Origin of the sequence: Peribacillus cavernae (assembly GCF_003989135.1) — a bacterium.
Classification (GTDB): domain Bacteria; phylum Bacillota; class Bacilli; order Bacillales; family DSM-1321; genus Peribacillus; species Peribacillus cavernae.
Genome location: NZ_RYZZ01000007.1, coordinates 505375 through 530362, shown reverse-complemented (window position 1 = coordinate 530362; position 24988 = coordinate 505375). Strand labels below are relative to the sequence as shown.

Genomic DNA, 24988 nt, shown 5'->3' with positions numbered 1-24988 from the left:
GGTCTCTTGCCCCCTAAATTATAGCTCAATAGAAATTCAACCGAATTACTAGCATAGAAATAGAGGGAAAGTATTCCCCTAATCTATCATACACAATAAAAAAAGAAACTGCACGGTCTAATGACGCGTGCAGCAGGTTTTTCCGCCTTATTCAATCGAGAAAATATAAGAATATAATGGTTGTTTTCCGTTATAAATTTCTATTTCAAGATCCTTAAAGGTCTCGTTACAGAATGCAGCCAGCTCGTCAACCTCTTCACGGGCTGCATCTTCTCCATAGAGAATGGTGAGAATTTCTGAATCTCCATCGATCATTTGTGCAAGGAGATCCTTTGCGGCAAGAAGCCTGTTCTTATTTTTTACCTTTATTTTTCCATCGGCAAGACCCATGAAATCTCCTGTTTCAATTTCAAGTCCTTCAATGCTTGTATCGCGTACAGCATAAGTGATTTGTCCTGTCTTCACATGTGAAAGTGCATCTTTCATTGCGGTTTCATTATCCTTTGGACTTGCAGCAGGGTTGAAAGCCAAAAGTGCTGCCATTCCCTGAGGCACGGTTCGGGAAGGAATGACGATTACATTCGCCTCCACCACATCGGCTGCCTGCTCGGCTGCCATAATGATATTCTTATTATTTGGCAAAATGATAATATTTTTCGCATTTGCTTCACGAGCAGCCCTGACGATATCTTCCGTACTCGGATTCATCGTTTGTCCGCCTTCAATCACGGATTTTGAACCAATGCTTTTGAAAAGATCGCTCAATCCGGAGCCCATCACTACGGAAACGACGCTGTATTCATTTTTTTCCTTAGGCGCCGGGCTAACGCCGGTCTCAAGCGGGGCATGCATTTCGCCGACAATGCTGGAGTGCTGTTCACGCATGTTATCAATCTTCAGCTTAATCAGGCTGCCGTATTGCTGTCCATAATTCAAGCAGTCCCCCGGGTGTTCAGAGTGAATATGTACTTTTACGATATCATCATCTGAAATAACCAATAAAGAATCGCCGTACTCACTTAAATCATTGCGAAACGCTTCTTCATTAAAAGATTTCACGGCAAGCTTGTCAGCTTCCAGCCTGACCATGAATTCCGTACAATATCCATAGACGATATCTTCTGTATTGATGTGGCCCTGGACATTCATATGATGTTCTGCGCTGACAAGTTCGTCCATGGTCGGGATGTTTGAAGGCGATCCAGGGAGATGCTCTCCTTTTAACTCAGCAAGGAAACCTTCATATACAAGCACGAGCCCCTGGCCTCCGCTGTCAACGACGCCCACTTCCTTCAGGACAGGAAGAAGATCAGGCGTCCGGCTAAGTGAGGCTTTTGCTTCCTTTACGACTTCCTCCATCACTAAAATGATATCCGTTTGTTTCTTCGCGGATGTAACAGCCTGTTTAGCCGCGTCCTTGGCGACAGTAAGAATTGTCCCTTCAACGGGCTTCATGACTGCTTTATAGGCGGTTTCAACTCCAGCTTCAAGCGCACTCGCAAATTCGTGGCTATTGATTTCAGCCTTACTTTCAATCGATTTTGAAAATCCCCGGAACAATTGTGACAGGATGACACCAGAATTTCCGCGGGCGCCCATCAGCAGCCCCCGTGACAATGATATTCCTACTTTCCCGATATGTTCCTGAACATTATGTTGAACTTCCTTTGCTCCGGAAGTCATCGACAAATTCATGTTTGTCCCGGTATCACCATCCGGCACTGGAAAAACGTTCAATGCATCAACCATCTTAGCATTGGCTGCCAAATGGTTGGCACCCTGTATGATCATTTCTGCAAATCGTTTTCCATTCAAGCTTGTAATCGACACAAAACTTTCCTCCTAGTCCTAAGGGTTCGTCACACGGACTCCCTGTACAAAGATGTTTACTGATTCCACAGCTAATCCGACCGTTTTGTCCAGGGTGTATTTTACCTTTGATTGGACATTATGTGCAACCTCGGAAATTTTCGTTCCATAGCTCACGATAATGAACATATCAATATGTACTTCATCGTTTTCCTGGCGAACGATCACACCCTTAGTGAAGTTTTCTCTTCTCAATATTTCGGCAATGCCGTCTTTTAATTGCTTTTTGGAAGCCATTCCTACTATACCGTAGCAATCAACAGCCGCTCCTCCGGCAATGGTCGCAATAACATCATTGGATATATCAATTTGCCCGAATTTCGTTTGTAATTCGATGGACATAATACGTTCCCCCTCCTGAAAATCTCCTTGGTTACACATATTTTACTATATCGTCCCTTGTATTAAAAGAAATAGTCGCACAGTATACTAATAAATCAGTTCTCCATGGAGTATGTAAAGGTTTTTTTCTTGAAACTATTTGGCACGAGTATTGCAATATGAAAATAGATATGATAAATTATTAAGGTATTTCTAAAAAGACTTAAGATAAAGTGAAACTTAAGCTTGCGGTAGTAAGGAGGGAATTTAAACATGGCACGTCAATGTGTGATTACAGGAAGAAGAACCCGTTCTGGTAACAAACGCTCCCACGCTATGAATGCAAACAAGCGTACATGGGGCGCTAACCTTCAAAAAGTTCGTATTTTAGTTGACGGTAAACCTAAGCGTGTATACGTTTCTGCAAGAGCCCTTAAATCCGGCAAAGTAGAACGCGTATAATGTTCAAGGCATCCTTATATAAGGATGCCTTTTTATTTAGAAAAGCGCAAGCGCCTTGTTCAGCCCCGACAAGCATAAGGCAAGCACAGAAAGAAGGTGTTCTTTCCTTCTTGCTGTGATTGACTTATGACCTCGAGGGGCTAGGCGCTGGAGCTAGACACCCGTTCATATTGAAAAAATTATACTTTCTTATCTAGGTAGAAAAGCGCAAGCGCCTTGTAAAGAGCATAAAAATAACACCCTGGATAGGGTGTTACGTTAAAGTAAGCTTTTTTTCAACCTTTTTTGAATGCGCCAAGCATCGCCCGAACAAGGCCTCCCAGCACTTTTGGCAGTTTGATTGTATAAAATTTCATAGTGCCCCTCCTCTGTATATCCCACTCTTCCCTATTAGTGAAACTTTTTCATACGAGACAAGCTTATTAGCTGATTCCGTGAAATATTATATTTGATGATAGCCGTGAGCGTGATTTCTAATCACTGCTTCTTATCACCAATAATATGCCGTCCGTAAATGAAAAAGTACCAGATTCAGAAATTAGTTCGTTGCTTATGCATAAGGTCGACCCGATCTTAATTTGGCAATTTTCCAGCGGATATTTGAAACCATGCAGGGTAATGCCTTTCACTTCCCCAGTCACCGGGACAAAGGAAACATATTTTTTATCGGGGATCACTTCGAGTTTATAGACACCCGGCAGTTTGGCCGTTAATATATTTGTCTTATCAACAATACATATTTCTGTGCGGGCATGTTTTTTTACTATTTCCTCTCTGAGCAAGAGCTGAATGTTCCCTAATAAATGATCCAAACGCCCGCCGGTTGCCCCAAAAATGTAAAGTTCATCAGCAGCTTGGCGGGCAGCCCAATCAAAGGCAATTTCAAGATCGGTTTCATCCTTTTCGGAAGGATAAAGATGAACCTCCTCCATTGCCTCCCTGATTGTCTGCAGCTCGACTTCAGAGACCGAATCAAAATCGCCGAAAGCTGCGTGGGGGGTGATACCGTTTTCCAGCAATGTGTGTACACCTCTATCCACGCCAACCCATAGGGATTCTATATCATTATCATTATATGTAGATAGATCTGGTAAAGATTCCGTCGGTCCGCCAGCTAATATGCAGATCCTCATTATTTATCACCTTCCATTTTGCTAAAAAAAAAAAGCAGAAGCGCCTTGTTTTAAGGCACGTTAACTAACACCCGCCACATCCATGCATCATTCCACATTGAAAAAGTTATACTTTATCTGTAATTAAAAGGAAGCTCGCAAGCTTCCTCTGGCAGAGTCTACCCCCTGATTGCTTCTATCGCTTTTTTTCGATCAGGCTGATTATAAATAGCGGATCCTGCAACGAGAACATTCGCTCCATGATTAACGCATAGCCTTGCTGTTTCTTCATTCACGCCGCCATCGACTTCAATTTCGATGCTGACTCCATTTTTCTTTGCGAGTTGTTTGACTTCGGCAATTTTCGGTAAGACCGAAGTGATAAATTTTTGGCCGCCAAACCCTGGGTTTACAGACATTAAGAGAACCATGTCAATGTCTGTAACGATATGCTGGATGGCTGATACTGGGGTTGCTGGATTCAGTACCACTCCTGCCTTGATTCCAAATGAGCTGATTAATTGGATCGTACGGTGAAGATGGGAACACGCTTCGACATGCACCGTAATATAATCCGCTCCAGCTTTTGCAAATGCTTCTATATAAGAGTCCGGATTCTCAATCATTAAATGGACATCGAGGGGCAGCTTGGTAACCGGGCGTATTGCTTCGACGATTAGTGGCCCGATCGTTATATTCGGTACGAAATGACCGTCCATGACGTCAATATGGATATAATCAGCTCCGCCTCTTTCGACATCGAGTATTTCTTCAGCAAGTTTTGAAAAATCAGCGGATAAAATAGATGGCGCTATTTTAACCATAATTAATACCTCGGCTTTCTCTCTTTGATTTCCTCTAGAAACTGCAGGTAATGTTCATAACGGTATGGCCTGATTTCACTCGTCTCTACTGCTTTTTTCACGGCGCATTTCGGTTCCTTATCGTGAAGGCAGCCGCGGAATTTACATTTCTCACCTGTTTTATATATGTCCGGAAAGCAGTAGGAGAGCCGCTCGGCTTCGATTTCCAAAAACTCAAGTGAACTGAAGCCAGGAGTATCTGCCACAAGGCCTGCCCCGATATGGATTAGCTCTACATGCCTTGTCGTATGCTTACCTCTCCCAAGATGAGAGGAAATATCATTCGTCTTTAATCCAAGCTCCGGATTGATCGCATTAAGCAAGGAAGATTTTCCGACGCCTGATTGGCCGGCAAATACGCTCGTTTTATTCTGCAAATAGGGCATGAGCAGCAGGGTCCCGTCAGTCGTGACCGAGGATGTTGTCAATATTGGGTACCCCATGGCTGCATAATCCTTCACATATTCTTCTAACCCGGGACGTTTCGAATCCGGGACGATATCCATTTTGCTTATGCAGATGACCGGTTCGATTTCATTATCTTCGATCAGCACTAAAAATCGGTCAAGCAGGTTTGAGCTAAAGTCTGGTTCAACCGCTGAAAATACAAGGATGGCCTGATCCACATTCGCAATCGGCGGCCTGACAAGCTCGTTTTTGCGTTCCTTAATTTCCAAAATATATCCCTCTGCCGGATTCTCAGCCTGATAGACGACATAGTCACCTACAAGGGGGTTTACCTTGTTTTTACGAAACAGGCCGCGGCCGCGGCACTGGATTGTTTGTTCACCGTCAAGGACGTAGTAAAAACCGCTAAGTGCTTTTATGATTTTGCCTTCAGGCATAGCTTCACTCCTTCTACTTTATAGTCACTCAGGATATGGAACCACTTCATCCATGATCACATTGTTATCGCGCATCACCTTGAAGCCTGCTTTTCGATCATGGGTAACGGTAAATTCCAGCGTTTTTTTAGTTGATTCCGTTATATTTAATGTTTCAATCGGCTCGGTCATGTCCCGAGTCATATCCTCTATGAAAATCTGAATTTCCTGCGGCTTCTCCGGGACCTCGGGAACATATTCAATCACGATCTCCTTTGTTACCACTTTTGGAGGGATTTCCTCTTTCCCTTTCGATATCACCGCTTCTACCGTGCTGCCTTTGTCAATCCTCGTATAGGCCCCGGGAATTTGGGAAATCACCATGCCTTCTTTTATCGAATCATTGTATTCCTCTTTTTCCCTGATGATAATCCCGACTTCGTTTGCGTAGACTTGCAGGCTTTCTTTGTTGAATTTCGTTAAATCCTTCAAGGTGATTTTATCGGGGCCTTTGCTGACAGTGACATCAAAAACGGTTTCTGAAACAACCACATCAGTGCCAGGTGTCGGGTTATTCTGGGAAAGAATCGTCCCCTTGCCGCTGTTGTCAAATTGTTCTGTAACAATGACCTCTTTGAATCCCATCCCTGTCAGCAGCGGTTTTACATCTTCTATATTTCTACCGGTATAATCGGTAACTTCCAGTTTCTCTTTGCCAATACTCTGGTAAATATTGATTTCTGTCCCTTCTTTAACTACATCTCCTTTTTCAGGATCAGTTTTGATTACTTTTCCCTCTGCAATTTCCTCGTCTTCGAGTTCAAGTGTATCTCCCAGATTTAATTTTGCCTCCACCAGCAGTGAAATGGCATCATCCAATTCTTCGCCTTTCACGTCCGGTACGGTGATTTCATTGGAAGCGAACACATTAGGGAAAACGGTAATCGCCAAAATTCCAAGAATGATTAATAATAAAAAGGTAGAAACCAAAATAGCAGGCAGTCTGCTTTTTTTCTTGCCGTCCTTAGATTTTTGCTTTTTATCTTTTTTCTTCTTACTCGTTTTTATCGCCTGCTGTGTATCTTCTTCGTCCAAGGGTCTGCGTGTGATTGTTTCATCAATGCCTGAGATTGAATCATCGTTCGTAATGATTGGAATTGCTTTTGTTGCTTCAGCATCTTCAGGAATGACAAACGGTTTTTCGTTATTTCTCTCAGGATCAAGAGCTGTCCTGATATCATCCTGCATATCGTCAACACTGTCATATCGATAAAACGAATCCTTTGCCGTTGCTTTTAGAATAATATTTTCGACAGTCTGCGGTATGTCGGGATTCCATCGTTTCGGGGATGGAGTTTCCGTTTGCAGATGTTTTAGGGCTATTGATACGGCAGATTCTCCAGAAAAGGGCAACCGTCCGGTCATTAGCTCGAACATCACGATACCGAGCGAGTAAATGTCTGATTTTTTATTGGCCATGCCTCCCCTCGCCTGTTCCGGGGATAAATAATGGACAGACCCAAGCACCGCGTTTGTCTGTGTGATGTTTGTCGCACTTAGAGCCATCGCAATGCCAAAATCTGTTATTTTCACATTTCCGCTGTCATCTATTAAAATATTCTGCGGCTTGATATCCCTGTGAATAATCCCATTGTGATGGGCATGCGAAATAGCATCGGTTATTTGCTTCATAATATCGAGCGCTTTTTCAACAGGTATCGGATAGTACTTCTGTATGTATTGTTTCAGGGTCAGTCCCTTCACATATTCCATGACAATATAATAGATATCGTCTTCTTCCCCGACATCATAAATGCTGACAATATTCGAGTGGGCAAGACTGGTTGCAGACTGGGCTTCCCGATTGAAACGCTTGATGAATTCCTCATCATTCGAAAAATCCATCCTAAGGATTTTCAATGCAACCTCCCGCTCAAGAATCATGTCCATCGCAAGATAAACATTGGCCATACCACCGCCGCCTACCATGTCTAAAAGCTTGTATCGGCCGTTAATTCTTCTTCCAATTAACATCGGCTTCACCCGCTTTCACTTTCGTCATAAAATTGGACAAGGACAAGGGTGATATTGTCTTCACCACCATATAGATTTGCCAGTTCAATGAAAGAATCCGCCTTTTCTTCCAAATTTGTTTCCGCTGTAATAATTTCGACCATTTCTTTTTCTGATACTTTATTAGACAGGCCATCTGAGCAAAGAAGCAGCACGTCGCCTTCTTCAAAAACGATGGTCGATATATCCATATCCACATTTTTTTCGGTACCTAACGCACGCACTAAAACATTTTTCCGCGGGTGGTGTTCAGCGTCCTCCCTGGTGATTTGACCGGAACGGACGAGCTCATTCACCAAAGAATGGTCTTCGGTCACCTGCTTAAATCCGCTTTCATTATTCAAGTAACAGCGGCTGTCGCCGATATTGGCTATCGTGGCGAATTTATCGGTGCAAATCGCTGCGACGATGGTCGTCCCCATGCCCTGGTATTCAGAATTTTGTTCGGAATGCTCGAAAATCTTCCTGTTTACGTGTTCGATTTTCTCCCTCAGCCAGCTTTCTGCCTCCTGCGGCGTGTTAACCGATACGGTCTCATTCCAAGTATTGTGTATATGTTCAACAGTCATCGAGCTTGCGACATCCCCGGCACGGTGTCCGCCCATGCCATCTGCAACAACGGCAAAGCGGACACCTTCCGGATTGATAAATATCCCGCCATTATCCTCATTATGCTGGCGGATCTTCCCGCGGTCTGTTCTAAATACTGCTTTCAATAGGCTCACCTCGTTTCTTCTTTACGCTCCTTCGCACGCAACTGGCCGCATGCTGCATCAATGTCATGACCCTGTTCCCTTCTAATTGTTACATTGATTCCGTGGTTTTTTAGCGTTTTTTCAAATTCAAAGATTTGCTCACGAGGTGTTCTTACATAGTTGCGTTCAGGCACGTAGTTAACCGGTATTAAGTTAACATGGCATTTGATATCTTTAATGAGCTCTGCAAGCTGCTCCGCATGTTCCACCTGATCATTTTCACCGCCGAATAACCCATATTCAAAGCTGACGCGCCGTCCGGTTTTATTCGTATAATATTTCACGGCTTCAATTAGGTCAGGAAGCTTGTATGCCCGGTTGATCGGCATAAGCTTGCTTCTCAATTCAGTTGTTGGAGCATGGAGTGACACGGCAAAATTGATTTGCAAATTTTCATCGGCAAATTTATAGATTTTTGGGATGATTCCACTTGTGGAAACGGTAATATGGCGGGCGCCGATATTCAGTCCTTTTTCGTGATTGATGTTTTTCAGGAATGAAAGCATTTCATCATAATTATCAAAAGGCTCCCCTATCCCCATTATGACGACCGAACTGACCCTTTCATCCGTTTCATCAAGTGCCTGTTGTACTTTTACGACCTGGGCAACGATTTCTCCTGCTTCTAAATTACGTTTTAAGCCGCCAAGAGTTGAGGCACAGAATGTACAGCCTATCCGGCAGCCCACTTGGGTGGTTACACAGATGGAATTTCCATATTCATGGCGCATTAAAACCGTTTCGATGGAAAACCCATCATGAAGTTCAAATAAAAATTTCATCGTTCCGTCTTTTGATGTTTGCTGTATTAATGTTTTCAAGGTAGTGATTGTAAATTGACTTTCTAACTTATCACGTAATGATTTAGACAGGTTGGACATATCTTCAAAGCTAGTTACCCGCTTTTTATAAAGCCAGTTAAAAACCTGGTCCGCCCGGAAAGCTTTATCCCCATTTTCTGTCAACCATTGCTTTAACTCATGTAATTCAAGTGAATAAATCGATGGCTTTTGCTGCGCTATTGCTTTGTTTTTCTTTGTTGCTGTAATCTCTGCCATTATTGCACCTTCTTCCTAAAGCTGGCGATGAAAAATCCATCACTGCCAAAATATTGCGGTAACACCTGGATTGCGTTTTCCTGCACGAATGGCTTAACCTCATCAGGCATTCTCGACCCCAAAGAAGCATCGGGTTCAAAATCAAGATGTTTTGCCAAGAATGAAGCGGCAACGCGGTCATTTTCTTGCTTATCAACGGTACAAGTACTGTAAATCAATGTCTCCCCTTTTTTTAAAAGGGGCGCCGCGGCATCCAAAAGCTGTTCCTGTATACTGGAGAGCCTTATGATATCTTCTTCCGACTTGGTATATTTCACATCCGGTTTTCTTCTCATCACTCCGAGTCCGGAGCACGGGGCATCGATAAGGATCCGGTCAAAGCCTTCTTTATGAAAAATTTCTTGTACCTTCCTGCTGTCGGAAACATGGGTTTTAATATTTCGTAAACCAAGACGCTCAGCTTGCTCCTTGATTAATTTTACTTTATGTTCATGAAGATCAAGGGCTGTTACCTGTCCGGTTGTTAAGCCTTCCGCTATATGGGTCGTTTTGCCGCCGGGAGCGGCGCAACAGTCTAATACCATATCGTTGCCGCTGGCGGCTATTGCATGTGCAACAAGCATCGAGCTTTCATCCTGAATCGTTAAAAAGCCTAATTGATAACTTTCAGAGTGGGCCAAATTCCCTCTGAAGCAGTGAATCGCTTCGGGGACCACCATGCTTTTCTCAACCTGGTAGCCTTCTTCTGTTAACGCACCGACAAGTTGATCACGTGAAATTTTTCTAAGGTTCACCCGGGCTGTTTGCGAAGGAGCCGTTAGATTGGTTTCACACATTTGCTTTGTTTTTTCAAAACCGAATTGTGCGATCCATCTTTCTACCAGCCATAAAGGATGGCTGGTTCCAATTGAAAGCCGCTCCACTTCATCTTCGATTGCATCGAGGGAAGGAACCCCTTTTCGCTGGATATTCCGCAATACGCCATTGACCATCGATGAAATTCCTTTATGCCCGCGCTTTTTAGCGATCTCGACGGCTTCAAAAAGAATCGCATGGTCTGGCACTTTATCTAAAAACACCATTTGATAAAGGGAAAGACGAAGAAGATTTACCACCCAGGGAAGCGTTTTTTTCTGATTCTTAATATAGGGCTGCAAATAATAATCCAATGTCATCTTTCTTTGGATCGTACCATAAGTGATTTCGGTCAGCAAACCGCTGTCCGATCCCTTTAATTGATGCTTCTGAATCATTGCATTCAACAGTAAGTTACTGTAAGACTGGTTTTTCTCTACCGACTCAAGAACATCGAGTGCTATTTCCCGAACGGTCTTTTTATTTTGCTTCATTACTTTCTCCTAACTTCATACCTGGCTGGATAAAAGAGCCCGCGCCGTGCAAATAGTCCGTTGCTTTCATCCGTTTCTTTCCCGAAGGCTGCAGCTCGGTAATCAAAATCGACGTCTCATTGCCGGTTGCGACAAGAAGCCCGTCCCCTTCGACAGCCAGTATTTCCCCGGGATCGCCGGTTTTATCCTGTATATACTTTTTGACTGTCCATATTTTTACGATATCTTCGTTCAGCAATGTGTAAGAAACGGGCCACGGATTTAAGCCGCGGACATGGTTGTAAATGTCTTCGCCGTTCCGTTTCCAGTCGACTTTTTCCTGTTCACGTTTAATATTGGGCGCAAACGTTGCTTCTTCGTGAATTTGCTCAACAGGCACAAGCTCTCCATTTAACAGCTTCGGAATCGTTTCTGATAGTAGATCGGAACCGGCCTCACTTAGTTTGTCATGCAGGGTCCCCACATTATCGTCTTCCCCAATCGTTACTTCCACCTGTGTCAATATATCGCCGGCATCCAGTTTCTCAACCATATACATAATCGTGATGCCTGTTTTGTCTTTCCCCTGCAAGAGCGAATAATGAATCGGTGCTCCGCCGCGAAGCTCCGGCAGCAGGGAAGCGTGGACATTGATGCAGCCGAATTTGGGAGCAGCGAGCAGTTCGTTCGGAAGAATTTGTCCGAAAGCAGCCGTGACAATCAAATCTGCCTGTAAAGAAATAATCTTGTCCATCTCTTTTTTTTCTTTTATTTTTTCAGGCTGGTATACCGGAATTCCATGCCTTACAGCCTCGACCTTTACAGGCGGCGGAGTCAATACCTTTTTTCTCCCTACCGGTCTATCAGGCTGCGTAACCACTCCGATCACGTCATAGCCCTCTGAAATGATTCGTTGCAGCACCGAAACAGAAAAATCCGGTGTACCCATAAAGACTATTTTTGTCATTGGTCTTCATACCCTTCTACTTCTTCTTCGGTCAAATACTTCGAAACTTTGCTTGTGAATAACACACCGTTCAAATGGTCTATTTCATGCTGGATCGCTCGTGCAAGAAAATCCTCGGATTCAAGTTCAAAGGTTCCCCCTTTGCGATCCTGGGCACGGATTCTCACTTTATACGGACGGGTGACCTCCCCGTAAACGCCGGGGAAACTAAGGCAGCCTTCCACATCTGTCTGTTCCCCAGAACTTTCGAGGATTTCAGGATTGATCATTTCGATGATATTCTCATCCTCACCAATATCGACAACGGCAATCTGCTTTTTCACGCCAATCTGCGGCGCAGCAAGACCGACCCCATCTGCCTCAAGCATCGTTTCATGCATGTTATTTAACAGCTTAGCCAAATTTTTATCAAAACTTGTTACTTTCGCACATTTTTGTTTCAAAATCTTATCCGGAAACAAAACAATCGGTAAAATAGCCAAAATACTTAATCCTCCTACACGAAAAGCGCAAGCGCCTATTAAAGGGAGCTAACTAAAACATTATATATTTTTACATCATAATTTGCGGGTTCAAATCGATGGAAATTTGCAAATGATTTTGCGCTGTTTCCTGCTGATAGTGCTCAAGAAGCGTCCGCAGCAGTTGTTTTAATTGCGGCTCACGTTTGTATTTTATCAAACATTGGTAACGATATCTATTTTTGATCCGGCTGATCGGTGACGCAACCGGCCCTAATACCATTGCTTCCGGACTTAGTCCGGCGCTTACATATTTTGCGATTTTTTCAGTCGTTGCTGCTGTCTTCATTAAGTCTTCATGGGAAATGTTAATAAGGGCAACATAGTAATAAGGCGGATAAAGGCTTTGCCTTCTTATATGCATTTCCCGCTCATAAAAGGCATCAAAGTCCTGCATGCCTGAAAGCTCGATGCTGTAATGTTCAGGGGTATAGGTTTGGATCACCACTTCCCCCGCCAATTTATGGCGTCCTGCACGTCCGCTCACTTGGGTTAAAAGCTGGAATGTTTTTTCCGATGAGCGAAAATCAGGAAGATGCAGCATCGTATCAGCCGAAAGCACGCCGACAAGCGTAATATTCGGGAAATCCAAGCCTTTGGCAATCATCTGGGTGCCGAGCAGAATATCGGCATGGCCTTCCTGAAAACGATTCAGCAGCCGTTCGTGCGACCCTTTTCTGCTAGTGGTGTCAACATCCATCCGGATTACCCTTGCTTCAGGAAGAATCTTGACCAGCTCTTCCTCCACTTTTTGTGTACCGGTCCCAAAGAAACGAATATGATCGCTTCCGCATTCGGGGCACGTCTTGGGTATATCTTCTTCATGACCGCAATAATGGCATTTCAAGGAGTCATTGAAACGATGATATGTTAATGATATATCACAATTCGGGCAATTGATCACCAGGCCGCAGCTTCGGCACATCACAAAAGATGAATGTCCTCGCTTATTCAATAACAGGACGGTTTGTTCCCCTTTTTGCAGCCTGTCCTTTAGCTTAGCAAACAAATTTTCAGAGAACATCGAACGATTGCCCGCACGCAGTTCCTCCCTCATATCGACGATCTCAACCTGAGGAAGCTGGCTGTTGTTCATTCTTTTACTTAAGGTCAAAAGCTGATAGATCTCTTTTTTTGCCCTTGCAAAAGATTCTAAAGCCGGTGTCGCACTTCCAAGGATAACCGGGCAGTTATGCTGATTTGCCCGCTGTATCGCTACATCCCGAGCATGATAACGCGGAGTTTCTTCCTGTTTATAGCTTGATTCGTGCTCTTCGTCGATGATGATGACCCCAAGGTTTTCAAAAGGGGCAAAAATCGCAGATCTTGCGCCGACTACCACTTTCACTTCTTTACGGTGGATTTTGCGCCATTCATCATATTTTTCCCCTATGGACAAGCCGCTGTGCATCACAGCGACCTGTTCGCCGAATCTTTCTTTGAATCTTTTGACCGTTTGCGGCGTTAACGAGATTTCCGGGACAAGCATGATCGCTTCTTCGCCTTTTTTAATGACTGCATCAATCGCCTGCAAATAGATTTCCGTTTTCCCGCTCCCTGTCACACCGTATAATAAAAAAACGTCATGGCTATTTTCTTTTATACTTTTTTGAATCGGCCTTAAGGCCGCTGACTGCTCTTCTGTCAGCTTGAAAGGGGATGTCTTATCAAATACCCTGTTTTCATAAGGGTCACGGTATATTTCTTCATCTCTTTCTGCCAATATATTCTTTTTGGCCAGTGCTTTTATCGTTCCGTTCGAGGCCTTTACTGCTTCAAGCAAAGTGCGGAGCTGGATTTTACCCGGATTTTCGATGAAAAATTGAAGCACTTCATATTGTTTTTTCGCACTTGCAGCAAGAGTGCCCGCATATTGGGCCAATTCTTCACTTGTTAAGAGCGGTTCGACGAAACGGACTGTTTTTTTATTCAGCTTGTCTTTGACATAATATATAACTTCGAGATTCCCTTTTTGGACTTGCTTTTGAAAAAGGGCTGCATTGTCTTCCTGCAGGACATCCTTCCACGAAATGAACTTTCTGTCCCGGAAAGCCGCCCGTACCCTTTCGTCGACGAGTTCTTTCCTGCCTTCATGAATCCGCAGCACCTTTTCATATTTTGCCTTCAGCGCAGCTGGCAGCATTGCTTGGAGCGCGGTGATTCTGAAACACATCGTCTCGTCGGTAAGCCAGTTCCCTAGCCTTAGCAATTCCTCATTCAGGACTGGTTCCAAATCGAGAATTTCCTTGATTTCCCGGAGCTTTTTAAGTTCTGTTTCATTTTTCAGCCCTGTAACGAAGCCCTGGACCATTCTTGGTCCAAACGGCACAATTACTCTCATTCCCGGCTTGACGACATTTATCCATTTATCAGGAATGGAATAGTCAAATTCCCTGTCCGTTTGTTTCGCTGGAACATCTACGATTACAGATGCAATATTCATGATCTCCATCATTCCTTTTTCAGCATCCTGCTTACTTCCCTTAAAATATTTTTTGCAACATCGGTCTTGCTCATTTTCGGCAGCTCGGTCTTGCTGCCATCCCGCTTAAAAAGCGTTACAATATTTGTATCGGTGCCAAATCCGGCTCCTTCAGCAGCTACATTGTTTGCAACGATCATGTCTATGTTTTTCTTTTGAAGCTTGCCAATGGCATATTGCTCCACGTTTTCAGTTTCTGCCGCAAAACCGACAAGAATCTGCTTGTCTTTTTTGGAGCCAAGCTCTTTCAGAATATCTGCTGTTCCGACAAGGGGGATGCTGCTTTCACCAGGCTGCTTCTTCATTTTATGTTCATGGTGGAATTTTGGCGTGTAATCGGCAACTGCCGCCGTTTTAATGACTGCATCCGCATCTGTGAAATGCTTCAATACTTCCTTATGCATTTCCGCTGCTGATTCAACGTCGATTACGTTCACATTGGCAGGAGGAGCGAGCGAAACAGGTCCAGAGACAAGCGTGACTTGTGCACCCATCTTTTCAGCCTGTTCGGCGATGGCATAGCCCATCTTTCCCGTTGACCGGTTCATAATGAAGCGGACAGGGTCGATGTTCTCCCTGGTTGGTCCCGCCGTGATCAGGAGCTTTTTCCCCTGAAGCGGCTGCGTTTTTTTTACATTAAAAAAGGTCTTCAGCTGTTCGACAATTGCCTCAGGTTCCTCTAATCGGCCTTTTCCAACATACCCACAGGCAAGATATCCTTCAGAGGGCTCAATAAATTGATATCCGTAAGACCTGAGGGTCTCAATATTTTTCCGGACAGCAGGATGCGCATACATATTTACATTCATAGCCGGTGCAACCCAAACAGGGGCATGGACTGCGAGCATGGTAGTGGTAATCATGTCGTCGGCAATGCCGTTTGCGAGCTTTCCAATTACATTTGCGGTAGCCGGTGCCACTAAAACAAGGTCCGCCCAATCGGCAAGATCGATATGGGCAATGACCTCAGAGTTCTTTTCGTCAAATGTATCTGTATATACATCGTGTCTCGAAAGGGCCTGAAAGGTCAGCGGCGTGACAAATTCACAGGCAGACGCGCTCATAATCACCTTGACATCAGCACCTGCCTGGGTGAGTTTGCTCGTTAAAGCGGCCGCTTTGTATACGGCGATACCGCCGGTTACACATAGAAGAATCTTTTTGTCTGTGAGCATGCTGTTTCCCCCAACTTAAACGTCTTTTGTCTTTATTATGAAGGATTATACGAAAAGCGCAAGCGCCTTGCAATAAAGGAACGTGGGCATAAATACGAAGGGCCGGAACCCCCTAACACGTTTTCAGGCAAAAGAATTGATTCGCTGAAAGGATGTGTATTGGAAGGCGTCCGACCCAGATAGCAAGCATCAAGTGTCCCGCTTATTTTTCCTCGTATTGATTTTTGTAGGTCAGCTTTCCTGAGTGGATTTCCTCAAGTGCACGGCCAACCGACTTGTGTGATACCGGTTTTTCAATCTTCGTATCATCTTTTAGCTGCATTTGGCGTGCGCGTTTGGCAGCGACGGACACAAGCGAATATTTAGAATCAATTTTTTCCAGCAATGAATCAATAGAAGGGTATAACATACTATTCAGCCTCCAGCATTTTTTTATATCGGATTGAAACTCTTTCTCTGCGGCAGTGCTCAGCCACAACAATTGCGTTTATCCTGTTGCACGCCGCTTCTACTGTATCATTTTCAACGACATAATCGTATAAATCCATTAATTCAATTTCTTCCCTGGCAGTCTGCATTCTTCTCTGGATGACTTCCTCTGTTTCCGTACCGCGTGTGATGATGCGGCTCTGCAGTTCGGAAAGGCTCGGCGGCGCAAGAAAGATGAAAAGCCCCTCAGGAAATTTATCACGGACCTGTCTCGCTCCTTGAACTTCAATTTCGAGAAAGACATCTTTGCCGGCATCGAGCGTTTCCCTGACATAATCAACAGGAGTTCCATAATAATTCCCGACAAATTCAGCATATTCCAGCAATTTGCCTTGCCCAATCAAAGCCTCGAACTCGTCCCGGGTTTTAAAGAAGTAATCGATTCCATCTATTTCCCCTTTCCGCGGCTTGCGGGTTGTCATCGAAATCGAGTATTCAAAAGCAGTATCAGGCTGGGAGAAAATTTCTTTTCTGACCGTTCCTTTGCCCACCCCGGACGGGCCGGATAGTACGATTAGTAGCCCTTTTTCTCTCATATATTTTTTTTACCCCTCTTCCATGCTGTCATCCCGGTCATGCAGGCGGGCTGCCACAGTTTCCGGCTGAACGGCAGATAGAATGACATGGTCGCTGTCCGTAATGATAACAGCCCGCGTTCTTCTTCCGTATGTAGCATCTATTAAGGAGCCACGTTCACGCGCGTCCTGGATAATCCTTTTTATTGGAGCCGATTCCGGACTCACAATCGATATAATCCGGTTTGCGGAAACAATGTTCCCAAAACCGATATTAATGAGCTTGATAGACATGTTTGTCCCCCAGTCATATTCTATTGTGGCCTCGATACAAGTACCATAAACAAGCTGCACGATATTTTGAACCTGTTTTTTCATTTTTTTCAAGTAAACTCTTGATAATACCCGTAAAAATAAAAAGGTAATAGAGGAGCCTCTACTACCATTTGAATTATATCATAAACTATTTTGATTTACTTACCAAAAATGACCCTGCCAGTAAAAAAGTTGGAATGGACGCCATACCTATGACCAACAGCCAATCTCTAGGCTGAATCGCTACGGTATGGAAGATGGTCTGCAATGGCGGATAGTATAAGGCAATAATCATCAATAACAATGAAGAAATAACCGCCCAAACGAGATATTGATTCCCGAATGGATTCCGCGCGAATATCGACTGTTCACTGCGGCAATCGAAGACATGGATCAGCTGAGCTAAGACCAGTGTGGCGAATGCAATCGTCTGTGCGTATGGAAGGTTATCCGGATTCGCTCGATAAACGACCACGAAAGCAATCAGCGTGGTAAGCCCGATTAAAAATCCGCGCGAAATAATTTTCCAGCCAAGTCCCCGGGCAAATACCCCTTCTTTTGGACTGCGGGGCCCCCTTTTCATCACATCGTCCTCCGGCTTATCAAGACCCAGTGCCATCGCCGGCAAACCATCTGTAACAAGGTTCACCCACAAGATCTGGATGGGAATGAGCGGCAGCGGCAAGGCAAAAATCATCGCGAAAAACATGACAAGAATTTCGCCGACATTCGATGCCAGCAAATAGCGGATGAACTTACGGATATTTTCATAGATGTTCCTTCCTTCTTTAATCGCCGATTTGATCGTCGTAAAATTATCGTCGAGCAGGATGAGCGAAGAAGCTTCCTTGGCAACATCAGTTCCGGTAATCCCCATCGAAATTCCGATATCGGCCGATTTTATCGCTGGTGCATCGTTCACCCCGTCACCGGTCATTGCGACTACATGTCCTTTATTTTGCAATGCTTTGACAATTTTTAATTTATGCTCAGGGGAAACACGGGCAAAAACGGTGACGTCATCCACGACGTTTTCGAGCTCGCCGACGGACATATCCGATAAAGCCTTCCCATCAAGCACCCGATCCTTCCCTCTTAAAATGCCCAGTTGTTTGGCAATTGCTTTTGCAGTGGTTACATGGTCACCGGTAATCATCACCGTTTTAATACCGGCCTCCCTGCACTCTTTGACCGCACCTGCAACTTCGGGCCGCGGTGGATCAATGATCCCATGCAGTCCCATGAAGGTCAATTCTTTTTCTGCTTCTCCTTCATGCAGCAGCACGGTCCCCGGACCAACCGGTTTAAAACCGACTGCGATCGTACGCAGGGCCTGTGCCGCAAGGCCATCGATCGCGGTCTGTACCGATTTTTTCAAGTCACGGGTTAGCTGTTGAAGCTTTTCATCCCATAAAATCGAACTGCATTGTGAAATCAGCACATCCGGTGCCCCTTTTGATACAACAAACTGTTTACCGTTCTCATCCTGGACCACGACGCTCATCATCTTGCGTGTCGAGTCAAACGGAAATTCTTTTATAAGTGTAAATTTCTGTGCCAATACATCGCGAGTTAGGCCAGCTTTCATCGCAGCGACCAATAACGCTCCTTCTGTCGGATCCCCATCCAAAACATATTGTTCATCTTTCGTCAAAAGGTCGGATTTATTGCAAAGCAGGCCGAACGTCAAAAGCTGATGGAGGGCTTTTTCCTGCCGGGGATTCACCGCAGCGCCTTCATCTGTGAAATTTCCGCTTGGTTCATAGCCAGTACCGCTCACATTCCACATCTTCCCCCCGCTCCAAAGATTGGTAACCGTCATTTTGTTCTGGGTCATCGTCCCGGTTTTATCCGAACAAATCACAGAAGCGCAGCCAAGTGTTTCGACAGCTGGAAGCTTCCGGACAATCGACTTCTGCTTAATCATCCGCTGCACACCGAGAGAAAGCGCGACTGTCACGATCGCCGGCAATCCTTCAGGGATCGCTGCCACTGCAAGCGAGACACCTGCCAAAACCATCGTATATAGATCATTCCCTTGAATCACCCCGATAATGACGACAAGAAGCGTCAGCAATAATGCTGTCGTGATCAGAATTTTGCCCAGCTGTTCAAGGCGCCTTTGCAACGGGGTTGCCATCGTTTCGGCAGATTGAAGCAAATCAGCAATCTTGCCCATCGCCGTCTCCATGCCTGTTGCCGTGACAATGCCAACACCGCTTCCCCTCGTTACCATTGTTCCCATAAAAGCCATGTTTTCCTGGTCACCAAGACTGTCTACGGCATTTTTTAATGGATCAGAAAACTTCACTGCCGGAACCGATTCACCTGTCAGTGCGGATTCTTCGATTTCGAGGCTGACCGCCTCGATAATTCTCATATCCGCACCAATCCGGTCGCCGCTTGAAAACTTCAATACATCTCCAGCAACCACTTCCCGTGAAGGAGTCTTTGTCCACTCCCCGTCCCGCAAGGCATATACTTGCGGTGCAGCCATTTCTTTCAAGGCATCAAGCGACTTTTCCGCCTTTCGTTCCTGAAAAAAACCTAAGAATCCATTTAGTAATATAATCGCTATAATCGCAATTGCATCGATGTATTCCCCGAGCAATCCCGAAATCAAAGTAGCGGCAAGCAGCACCAGCACCATAAAATCTTTAAATTGAGCGAAAAACAGCAAGAGGGCCGATTGTTTTTCGACTTCTTGAAGCTCATTATACCCTTGCTTTTGCTGCCTTTTTCTAGCCTCATCCTCCCTTAATCCTTCTTCAATACTGGTTTGAAGGGCTGCTTCAATATCTTGCGTATCCATTTCACTGAACTTCATTAAGTATCACACATCCCTCGCGCATAGAATACAACCATGAATTTTTCTCTCCTTTCATGCTTATTCAGACTCGTCCAAAAAAATGCTATACTTTATTGGGATGCTACATGGGAAGAGCTTATACAAAAATTCCGTGGGCAACGCTTATAAAGAATTCAGCGAAAAGGAAGTTATCCACATGTCTTTTGATGGTTTATTTACAAAAGCAATGACCGAAGAACTGTCGGGCCTGTTAAAAGGCGGACGTATCAGTAAAATTCATCAGCCTTATAAAAATGAAATTATTCTTGTCATTCGTTCAGGTGGTAAAAATCATAAATTGCTGCTATCTGCTCACGCAAGCTATGCTAGAGTACAGATATCACAGGAAAGCTATGACAATCCGAAAGAACCGCCAATGTTCTGCATGCTCTTGCGAAAGTATCTTGAAGGATATGCAATAGAAGATATTTATCAACCGGGATTGGATCGGGTGATTATTTTTGAAGTAAAGGGAAGAAACGAGCTCGGCGATGTCTCGCAGAAGCGGTTGATCGTTGAGATTATGGGCCGGCACAGCAATATTATCTTAGTAGATAAAGAAAAAAATATGATCCTGGACAGCGTCAAGCATGTCTCTTATGCTGTCAATAGCTATCGCGCTGTACTGCCTGGACACGTTTACAAGGCTCCTCCCGCCCAGGAAAAGGTCAATCCATTCACCATGTCAGGAGAGGAAATCCAGCGCAAACTGGATTTTAATGCTGGAAAGCTAAATAAGCAGCTTGTAGATCATTTTTCAGGTGTTTCCCCACTCTTTGCAAATGAAGTTGTCTATCAAGCAGGTCTTGCCAATCGTGCGACTTTGCCCACGGCTTTTCTTAGCCTTTTAGACAGGCTTGTCAAACAGGTATACTCACCCACACTTGTCGATACCGGGAAGAAAGAAGCTTTCTATATGATTCCCTTGCAGCATTTGCAAGGTGAAAGCCGCCCATTTTCAACATTAAGTGAATTGCTCGACCGTTTTTATTTTGGAAAAGCGGAACGGGACCGGGTGAAACAGCAGGGGAACGACCTGGAACGGTTTATTTCAAATGAAATCCATAAAAATGAAAAGAAAATTGTAAAGCTGGAAAATACGCTCAAGGAAAGTGAACGGGGCGAGCAATACCAGTTATTCGGTGAGCTTTTGACTGCTAATCTGCACCAGATGAAAAAAGGCCTGAAGGAGATTGAAGTAAATAATTATTATGAGGAAGATGGCAGGATGGTGACAATAACGCTTGATCCGCTGAAAACGCCGTCCGCTAATGCTCAAAAATACTTTTCGCGCTATCAAAAAGCGAAAAATGCGATCGGGGTTGTCCAGGAACAGATCAACCTGGCCAAAGCGGAGGCCGCTTATTTCGATACCCTGCTGCAGCAGCTCCAGTCCGCATCCCCGCGGGATATTGAGGAAATTCGCGAAGAGCTGCAGGAAGAAGGCTATTTAAAGCAAAAGCAGCGTAAAGGCATGAAAAAACCGGCACATGCCAAGCCGCAGCTTGAAAGCTACTTTTCTTCTGCTGGCGACGAGATCTTTGTTGGCAAAAACAATAAGCAAAATGATTATTTAACCAATAAATTTGCGAGAAGAGATGAAATATGGCTGCATACGAAAGATATCCCCGGCTCGCATGTCGTCATCCGGAATGAACACCCGGACGATGAAACAATAAAAGAAGCGGCCATCCTCGCCTCCTATTTCAGCAAAGCGAAAAATTCCGGCTCGGTTCCTGTCGATTTTACAAAAGTGCGCCACGTCAAAAAACCAAATGGGGCGAAACCGGGATTTGTGATCTACGATAACCAGCAAACAATCTATGTGACACCTGATGCCGATCAGGTGATCAGGATGAAGGAACGAAAAGGCTAAGCAAACATTGATTGAATTTGACCCGGTGAAATATCGAAAATAACATATATTAAAAAAGACCATGTGTGCTGGAACACGAACGGTCGATGCAATAGACGGTTCTCTTCAAAAGGGAACAGCCAAAGACTGAAAGAATCCACCTTATGCCGCAAAGCCAAAGAGTGGATTCTTTCGTATTATAAGGTCAATCAGGTTTAAACGTGTAATATAAGTTATATAAATGCTTGAAAACATACGGAATTAAAGGAGATAAATATGCGCCCGTTACAAATATCAGCAGAAACCGCATTAAAAATTTCAAAATCATTAAATATGCCGCTTGAACAAATCTTGCATATGCCTCAGCATATTTTGCTCGCTAAATTGGCAGAGATAGAAAAGAAGAAAGGACAGGAAAATCCATAAGAAAAACAAAGCTTGCAGAGAAAAATACCCTTTCTCTGCAAAGCTGAAGGCCTTATTAGTAAGGCCTATGTTCTAACTTTGATGTTCAAATAAACGTTTCCAAAGGGACTTTTCAGTTTGTTTTACTTTATTTAATGGCTCAATGTATTGAATATTTTTAGTCATTTGCATTAATATATCTTCAAATAATTGATTTTGTTTATGAATTTTGTCTATAAGTTCTTTATTTATCGTTATTTGTTTTTCGGTCCGTTCGATGAGAACATTAAGTTGTTCTTTTAGTTTTTGTACCTGTTTTTCATTAAAACTAGGTTCAGTATTCATTTGCTTCTTTAAATCAGTGAAATTTTCAATTTCATTAGAGAGTATGGAGGTTTGTATTGAAGGTCGATTTTCTTTTTTCTCTGGAATGATATAGGTATCTTTTATTCCTGCATTCTTTATCTTAATGAATGTTTTTAATGCATCTTTTTCCTCATCATAAATACCCGCATTTACACGGTAATTAATTTGTTGATTTATATTCAAATTCTCAATATTCACTTCTATTCCTAATTCTTTTAAATGATTACACCTATCGTTCGCCTGTTTTTCGTCTATAAAATGCCCAGTTACTACTTTGTATACAAATGGCTGATCAGAAACAAACTTTACGATTTCTTTACTCAAGAGAAAACGCTCCTTTTGTACTAAATCATATAAAATAAAGCTGTTTGTAACGAACAGCTTTATTTACTTCATATTTATATGCTAATACAGACTTTTAGTTTCCTATAGGAAGGTTAAGGTGCTTAAGCGGTAAAAATGCTTGATGTGTTCATTGTGCCTACATCGCTTCCGTTACAACGGTTGGAGTTTGCATCTTGAACTAATTCGATGTTTGGAAGTTTTGCGATAACTGGTCTTGTCACTGTAATGCTTGTCCTTAAAACAACCTTAAATCGAACTGATGCTACACTGATCCCTAATGCTTCAATACCTTGTACAACAATCGCTTCAATTTGAAATGGCGTTTCTGTAACGGTATCTTCAGGGCATGCACCCGGACACTCTGTTTCTTGTTGAAATGGTAAATTTATTTGTAAAGGCGTAGCTACTCCGGCAATAACGATATTTGCTGGTAAATAACCTGTATTAATTATTTTACCTCTAACTAATAAAACATTCGATACAAGACCGCTTAAATCAGGTTGTAAGGTTATTAAAGGAGTAATCACCCCACCCGGACCAATAACAACAATGTCACCTAGAGTAACTGCTGGAATAGTTAATTCTGCAACTTTTTGTACTTCTCTTGAACAAACGAGAGAGTTAACAACAAAACAATCAGATGTTAACTTTGGAGGACATTTCCCAGGAAGCCTCTCCTCACATTTTGGACAATCATGATTATGATCATGATGATTTTCCATATAAACCATCCTTTCATTGTTCTATTTTATTAGTTGCCATTTGATTGCAACTAAGGTATAGTATTCATTTAGGTTTATGTAGTAACGGTATAAGCCCACAAAATAAAGGAAACTATTAAAATAAGAAAATAGTCCTTATTAATTGGGATCACATAGAAATTATAATAACAAGGAAGAAAAAGTAGGATAGAGTTGGGCATTATTTCTTCCTTGCTTGTTCTATGACAAAAGAAAGGACTATATCAAAAGATAAGTCCCTTTTTCTGTCAACTTATTTTTTAAAACTTCGCTTAATTTCTTCAAATTCATTACTAGTAATGTGTTCTGAGTACTTATATAGAACCTTTGCTTCTTCTTCATCCCCAGCAATTAAAGCCTTTTTGATTTTTTCAATCTCTTTGTTTTTTTCTTTTTCATTATACATATCATTGATTTCTTTTTAAATACACCATTCATTTGAAAAACCTCCCAAATTTCATAAATAGTTCGATCACCCAAGAACTTTTTGGTTAATGTAGCAACTGTACCGATGATTTTAAATTTAGTCGTCTCATCAGAAAGTTTTGAAACCATATCACAACTTTTTTAGTACGATCCGCAATACTATCTGTATTTTCTTTTCTTAATAAAGGATTATACACAAGAAAAAGTTGTTCCTCTTTAGATAACTCAATATCTGGGTTAGCCAATATTTTTTCAGAAACTCATTTGACAATACTTGCTTTACAACATCAGAATGAACTCCTAAAAACCCAAATGGTTCCAGTCCAATTGACTGCATTTCAAGACTTTTTGAAGCAATATCCATATTGTTATAATGCAATTTCATAAATTCTTCAGACACACTTTCACCTTCCTTACAGATCTATCAATCAAAAAAGTTATTGGAAATAAAAGTCCAGACATTCGATCATCTGAACTTTACATTTCATGTCGCTGTATAATGAAGACTATCGTTTACTAATCTATCAGGCAAAAGTCTTCTGCTTTTAATTAACTCTTCTATCAGTATTTTGAAAGAACTCCCTGATAAAGCATATTCCGAAGCCTTATCATTCAACTCTTGAAACTTAATACTGTTAATTTCAGCATTGGTTTTCATTTTCGGGATAGTTTCTTGAAGAATGTATTTATCCCAAAATGTTATATGAGATATTATTTCAGAGATAGACCACTTTCCTACTGAGATAGGTTGGAAAAAGTCTTCATTTTCGTACGTTTGTAAACTTTCAACCCACAATACAAAATGTTCTAAATCATTGATTAAGTCATCATTGGTTTTCAAGACATCACCTTTAACTTAGATTTTTTCTCTTTT

At 43.0% G+C, this 24988-nt stretch carries 25 protein-coding genes; 3 read left to right on the top strand and 22 right to left on the bottom strand.

Annotated features, from left to right (window positions below):
• Window positions 1-147 precede the first annotated feature (147 nt).
• Window positions 148-1830 carry a DAK2 domain-containing protein gene (locus ELQ35_RS08690; RefSeq protein ID WP_126864426.1) on the bottom strand — a complete coding sequence of 561 codons (1683 nt, stop codon included), beginning with the start codon at window positions 1828-1830 and terminating at the stop codon, window positions 148-150.
• Window positions 1831-1848: 18 nt separating this feature from the next.
• On the bottom strand, window positions 1849-2211 hold the full coding sequence (locus tag ELQ35_RS08685; RefSeq protein ID WP_126864425.1) for an Asp23/Gls24 family envelope stress response protein: 363 nt from the start codon (window positions 2209-2211) through the stop codon (window positions 1849-1851).
• 252 nt (window positions 2212-2463) lie between these two features.
• On the opposite strand from ELQ35_RS08685, the gene rpmB reads away from it, so the two are divergent.
• Complete coding sequence (gene rpmB, locus ELQ35_RS08680; protein ID WP_126864424.1) at window positions 2464-2652, top strand: 50S ribosomal protein L28; 189 nt, start codon at window positions 2464-2466, stop codon at window positions 2650-2652.
• Between the two features lie 275 nt (window positions 2653-2927).
• Here rpmB and spoVM read toward each other — a convergent pair whose 3' ends face one another.
• From spoVM to ELQ35_RS08600, 16 genes are all read right to left on the bottom strand, one after another.
• Window positions 2928-3008, bottom strand: coding sequence for a stage V sporulation protein SpoVM (spoVM, locus tag ELQ35_RS08675; RefSeq protein WP_046522178.1), 81 nt, complete (start codon window positions 3006-3008; stop codon window positions 2928-2930).
• 117 nt (window positions 3009-3125) lie between these two features.
• Window positions 3126-3785 carry a thiamine diphosphokinase gene (locus ELQ35_RS08670; RefSeq protein ID WP_126864423.1) on the bottom strand — a complete coding sequence of 220 codons (660 nt, stop codon included), beginning with the start codon at window positions 3783-3785 and terminating at the stop codon, window positions 3126-3128.
• A gap of 158 nt (window positions 3786-3943) precedes the next feature.
• Entirely contained in the window at window positions 3944-4588 is a 645-nt protein-coding gene (rpe, locus tag ELQ35_RS08665) for a ribulose-phosphate 3-epimerase (protein WP_126864422.1), read from the bottom strand.
• A gap of 2 nt (window positions 4589-4590) precedes the next feature.
• Window positions 4591-5472, bottom strand: coding sequence for a ribosome small subunit-dependent GTPase A (gene rsgA, locus ELQ35_RS08660; protein ID WP_126864421.1), 882 nt, complete (start codon window positions 5470-5472; stop codon window positions 4591-4593).
• A gap of 24 nt (window positions 5473-5496) precedes the next feature.
• Window positions 5497-7485 (bottom strand): Stk1 family PASTA domain-containing Ser/Thr kinase, encoded by a 1989-nt coding sequence (gene pknB, locus ELQ35_RS08655; protein ID WP_126864420.1) that lies wholly within the window; start codon window positions 7483-7485, stop codon window positions 5497-5499.
• A 5-nt stretch (window positions 7486-7490) separates the two neighbouring features.
• Window positions 7491-8240: a Stp1/IreP family PP2C-type Ser/Thr phosphatase gene (locus tag ELQ35_RS08650; protein WP_126864419.1), complete on the bottom strand. Its 750-nt coding sequence runs from the start codon at window positions 8238-8240 to the stop codon at window positions 7491-7493.
• Between the two features lie 5 nt (window positions 8241-8245).
• Window positions 8246-9337, bottom strand: a complete 1092-nt coding sequence (gene rlmN, locus ELQ35_RS08645) for a dual-specificity RNA methyltransferase RlmN (RefSeq protein WP_126864418.1) — start codon at window positions 9335-9337, stop codon at window positions 8246-8248.
• On the bottom strand, window positions 9337-10686 hold the full coding sequence (rsmB, locus tag ELQ35_RS08640; RefSeq protein WP_126864417.1) for a 16S rRNA (cytosine(967)-C(5))-methyltransferase RsmB: 1350 nt from the start codon (window positions 10684-10686) through the stop codon (window positions 9337-9339). Before rsmB ends, rlmN begins: the two co-directional genes overlap by 1 nt.
• On the bottom strand, window positions 10673-11632 hold the full coding sequence (gene fmt / locus ELQ35_RS08635) for a methionyl-tRNA formyltransferase (protein WP_126864416.1): 960 nt from the start codon (window positions 11630-11632) through the stop codon (window positions 10673-10675). The genes rsmB and fmt overlap by 14 nt, the downstream gene beginning before the upstream one ends.
• Window positions 11629-12114, bottom strand: a complete 486-nt coding sequence (def, locus tag ELQ35_RS08630) for a peptide deformylase (RefSeq protein ID WP_126864415.1) — start codon at window positions 12112-12114, stop codon at window positions 11629-11631. Before def ends, fmt begins: the two co-directional genes overlap by 4 nt.
• 70 nt (window positions 12115-12184) lie before the next feature.
• Window positions 12185-14596, bottom strand: a complete 2412-nt coding sequence (gene priA, locus ELQ35_RS08625) for a primosomal protein N' (protein ID WP_126864641.1) — start codon at window positions 14594-14596, stop codon at window positions 12185-12187.
• Between the two features lie 8 nt (window positions 14597-14604).
• Window positions 14605-15810, bottom strand: coding sequence for a bifunctional phosphopantothenoylcysteine decarboxylase/phosphopantothenate--cysteine ligase CoaBC (gene coaBC, locus ELQ35_RS08620; protein ID WP_126864414.1), 1206 nt, complete (start codon window positions 15808-15810; stop codon window positions 14605-14607).
• Window positions 15811-16012: 202 nt separating this feature from the next.
• On the bottom strand, window positions 16013-16219 hold the full coding sequence (gene rpoZ / locus ELQ35_RS08615) for a DNA-directed RNA polymerase subunit omega (protein WP_126864413.1): 207 nt from the start codon (window positions 16217-16219) through the stop codon (window positions 16013-16015).
• A 1-nt stretch (window position 16220) separates the two neighbouring features.
• Window positions 16221-16835, bottom strand: a complete 615-nt coding sequence (gene gmk / locus ELQ35_RS08610; protein WP_126864412.1) for a guanylate kinase — start codon at window positions 16833-16835, stop codon at window positions 16221-16223.
• Window positions 16836-16844: 9 nt separating this feature from the next.
• Entirely contained in the window at window positions 16845-17108 is a 264-nt protein-coding gene (gene remA / locus ELQ35_RS08605) for an extracellular matrix/biofilm regulator RemA (protein WP_126864411.1), read from the bottom strand.
• Between the two features lie 169 nt (window positions 17109-17277).
• On the bottom strand, window positions 17278-19956 hold the full coding sequence (locus tag ELQ35_RS08600) for a calcium-translocating P-type ATPase, SERCA-type (protein ID WP_126864410.1): 2679 nt from the start codon (window positions 19954-19956) through the stop codon (window positions 17278-17280).
• 178 nt (window positions 19957-20134) lie between these two features.
• Between ELQ35_RS08600 and ELQ35_RS08595 the strand changes: the two genes are divergently transcribed.
• On the top strand, window positions 20135-21853 hold the full coding sequence (locus ELQ35_RS08595; protein WP_126864409.1) for an Rqc2 family fibronectin-binding protein: 1719 nt from the start codon (window positions 20135-20137) through the stop codon (window positions 21851-21853).
• Window positions 21854-22108: 255 nt separating this feature from the next.
• Window positions 22109-22258, top strand: coding sequence for a YycC family protein (locus ELQ35_RS08590; RefSeq protein ID WP_126864408.1), 150 nt, complete (start codon window positions 22109-22111; stop codon window positions 22256-22258).
• Between the two features lie 72 nt (window positions 22259-22330).
• Here ELQ35_RS08590 and ELQ35_RS08585 read toward each other — a convergent pair whose 3' ends face one another.
• The 4 genes from ELQ35_RS08585 to ELQ35_RS08575 form a co-directional block, all read right to left on the bottom strand.
• A complete protein-coding gene (locus ELQ35_RS08585) occupies window positions 22331-22927 on the bottom strand; it encodes an SPOR domain-containing protein (RefSeq protein ID WP_126864407.1) in 597 nt (198 codons plus the stop codon).
• A 122-nt stretch (window positions 22928-23049) separates the two neighbouring features.
• Entirely contained in the window at window positions 23050-23670 is a 621-nt protein-coding gene (locus tag ELQ35_RS08580) for a hypothetical protein (RefSeq protein ID WP_126864406.1), read from the bottom strand.
• Window positions 23671-23941: 271 nt separating this feature from the next.
• A complete protein-coding gene (locus tag ELQ35_RS22565; protein WP_185861705.1) occupies window positions 23942-24094 on the bottom strand; it encodes a hypothetical protein in 153 nt (50 codons plus the stop codon).
• A 504-nt stretch (window positions 24095-24598) separates the two neighbouring features.
• Entirely contained in the window at window positions 24599-24955 is a 357-nt protein-coding gene (locus tag ELQ35_RS08575; RefSeq protein ID WP_126864405.1) for a hypothetical protein, read from the bottom strand.
• Between the last annotated feature and the right edge of the window lie 33 nt (window positions 24956-24988).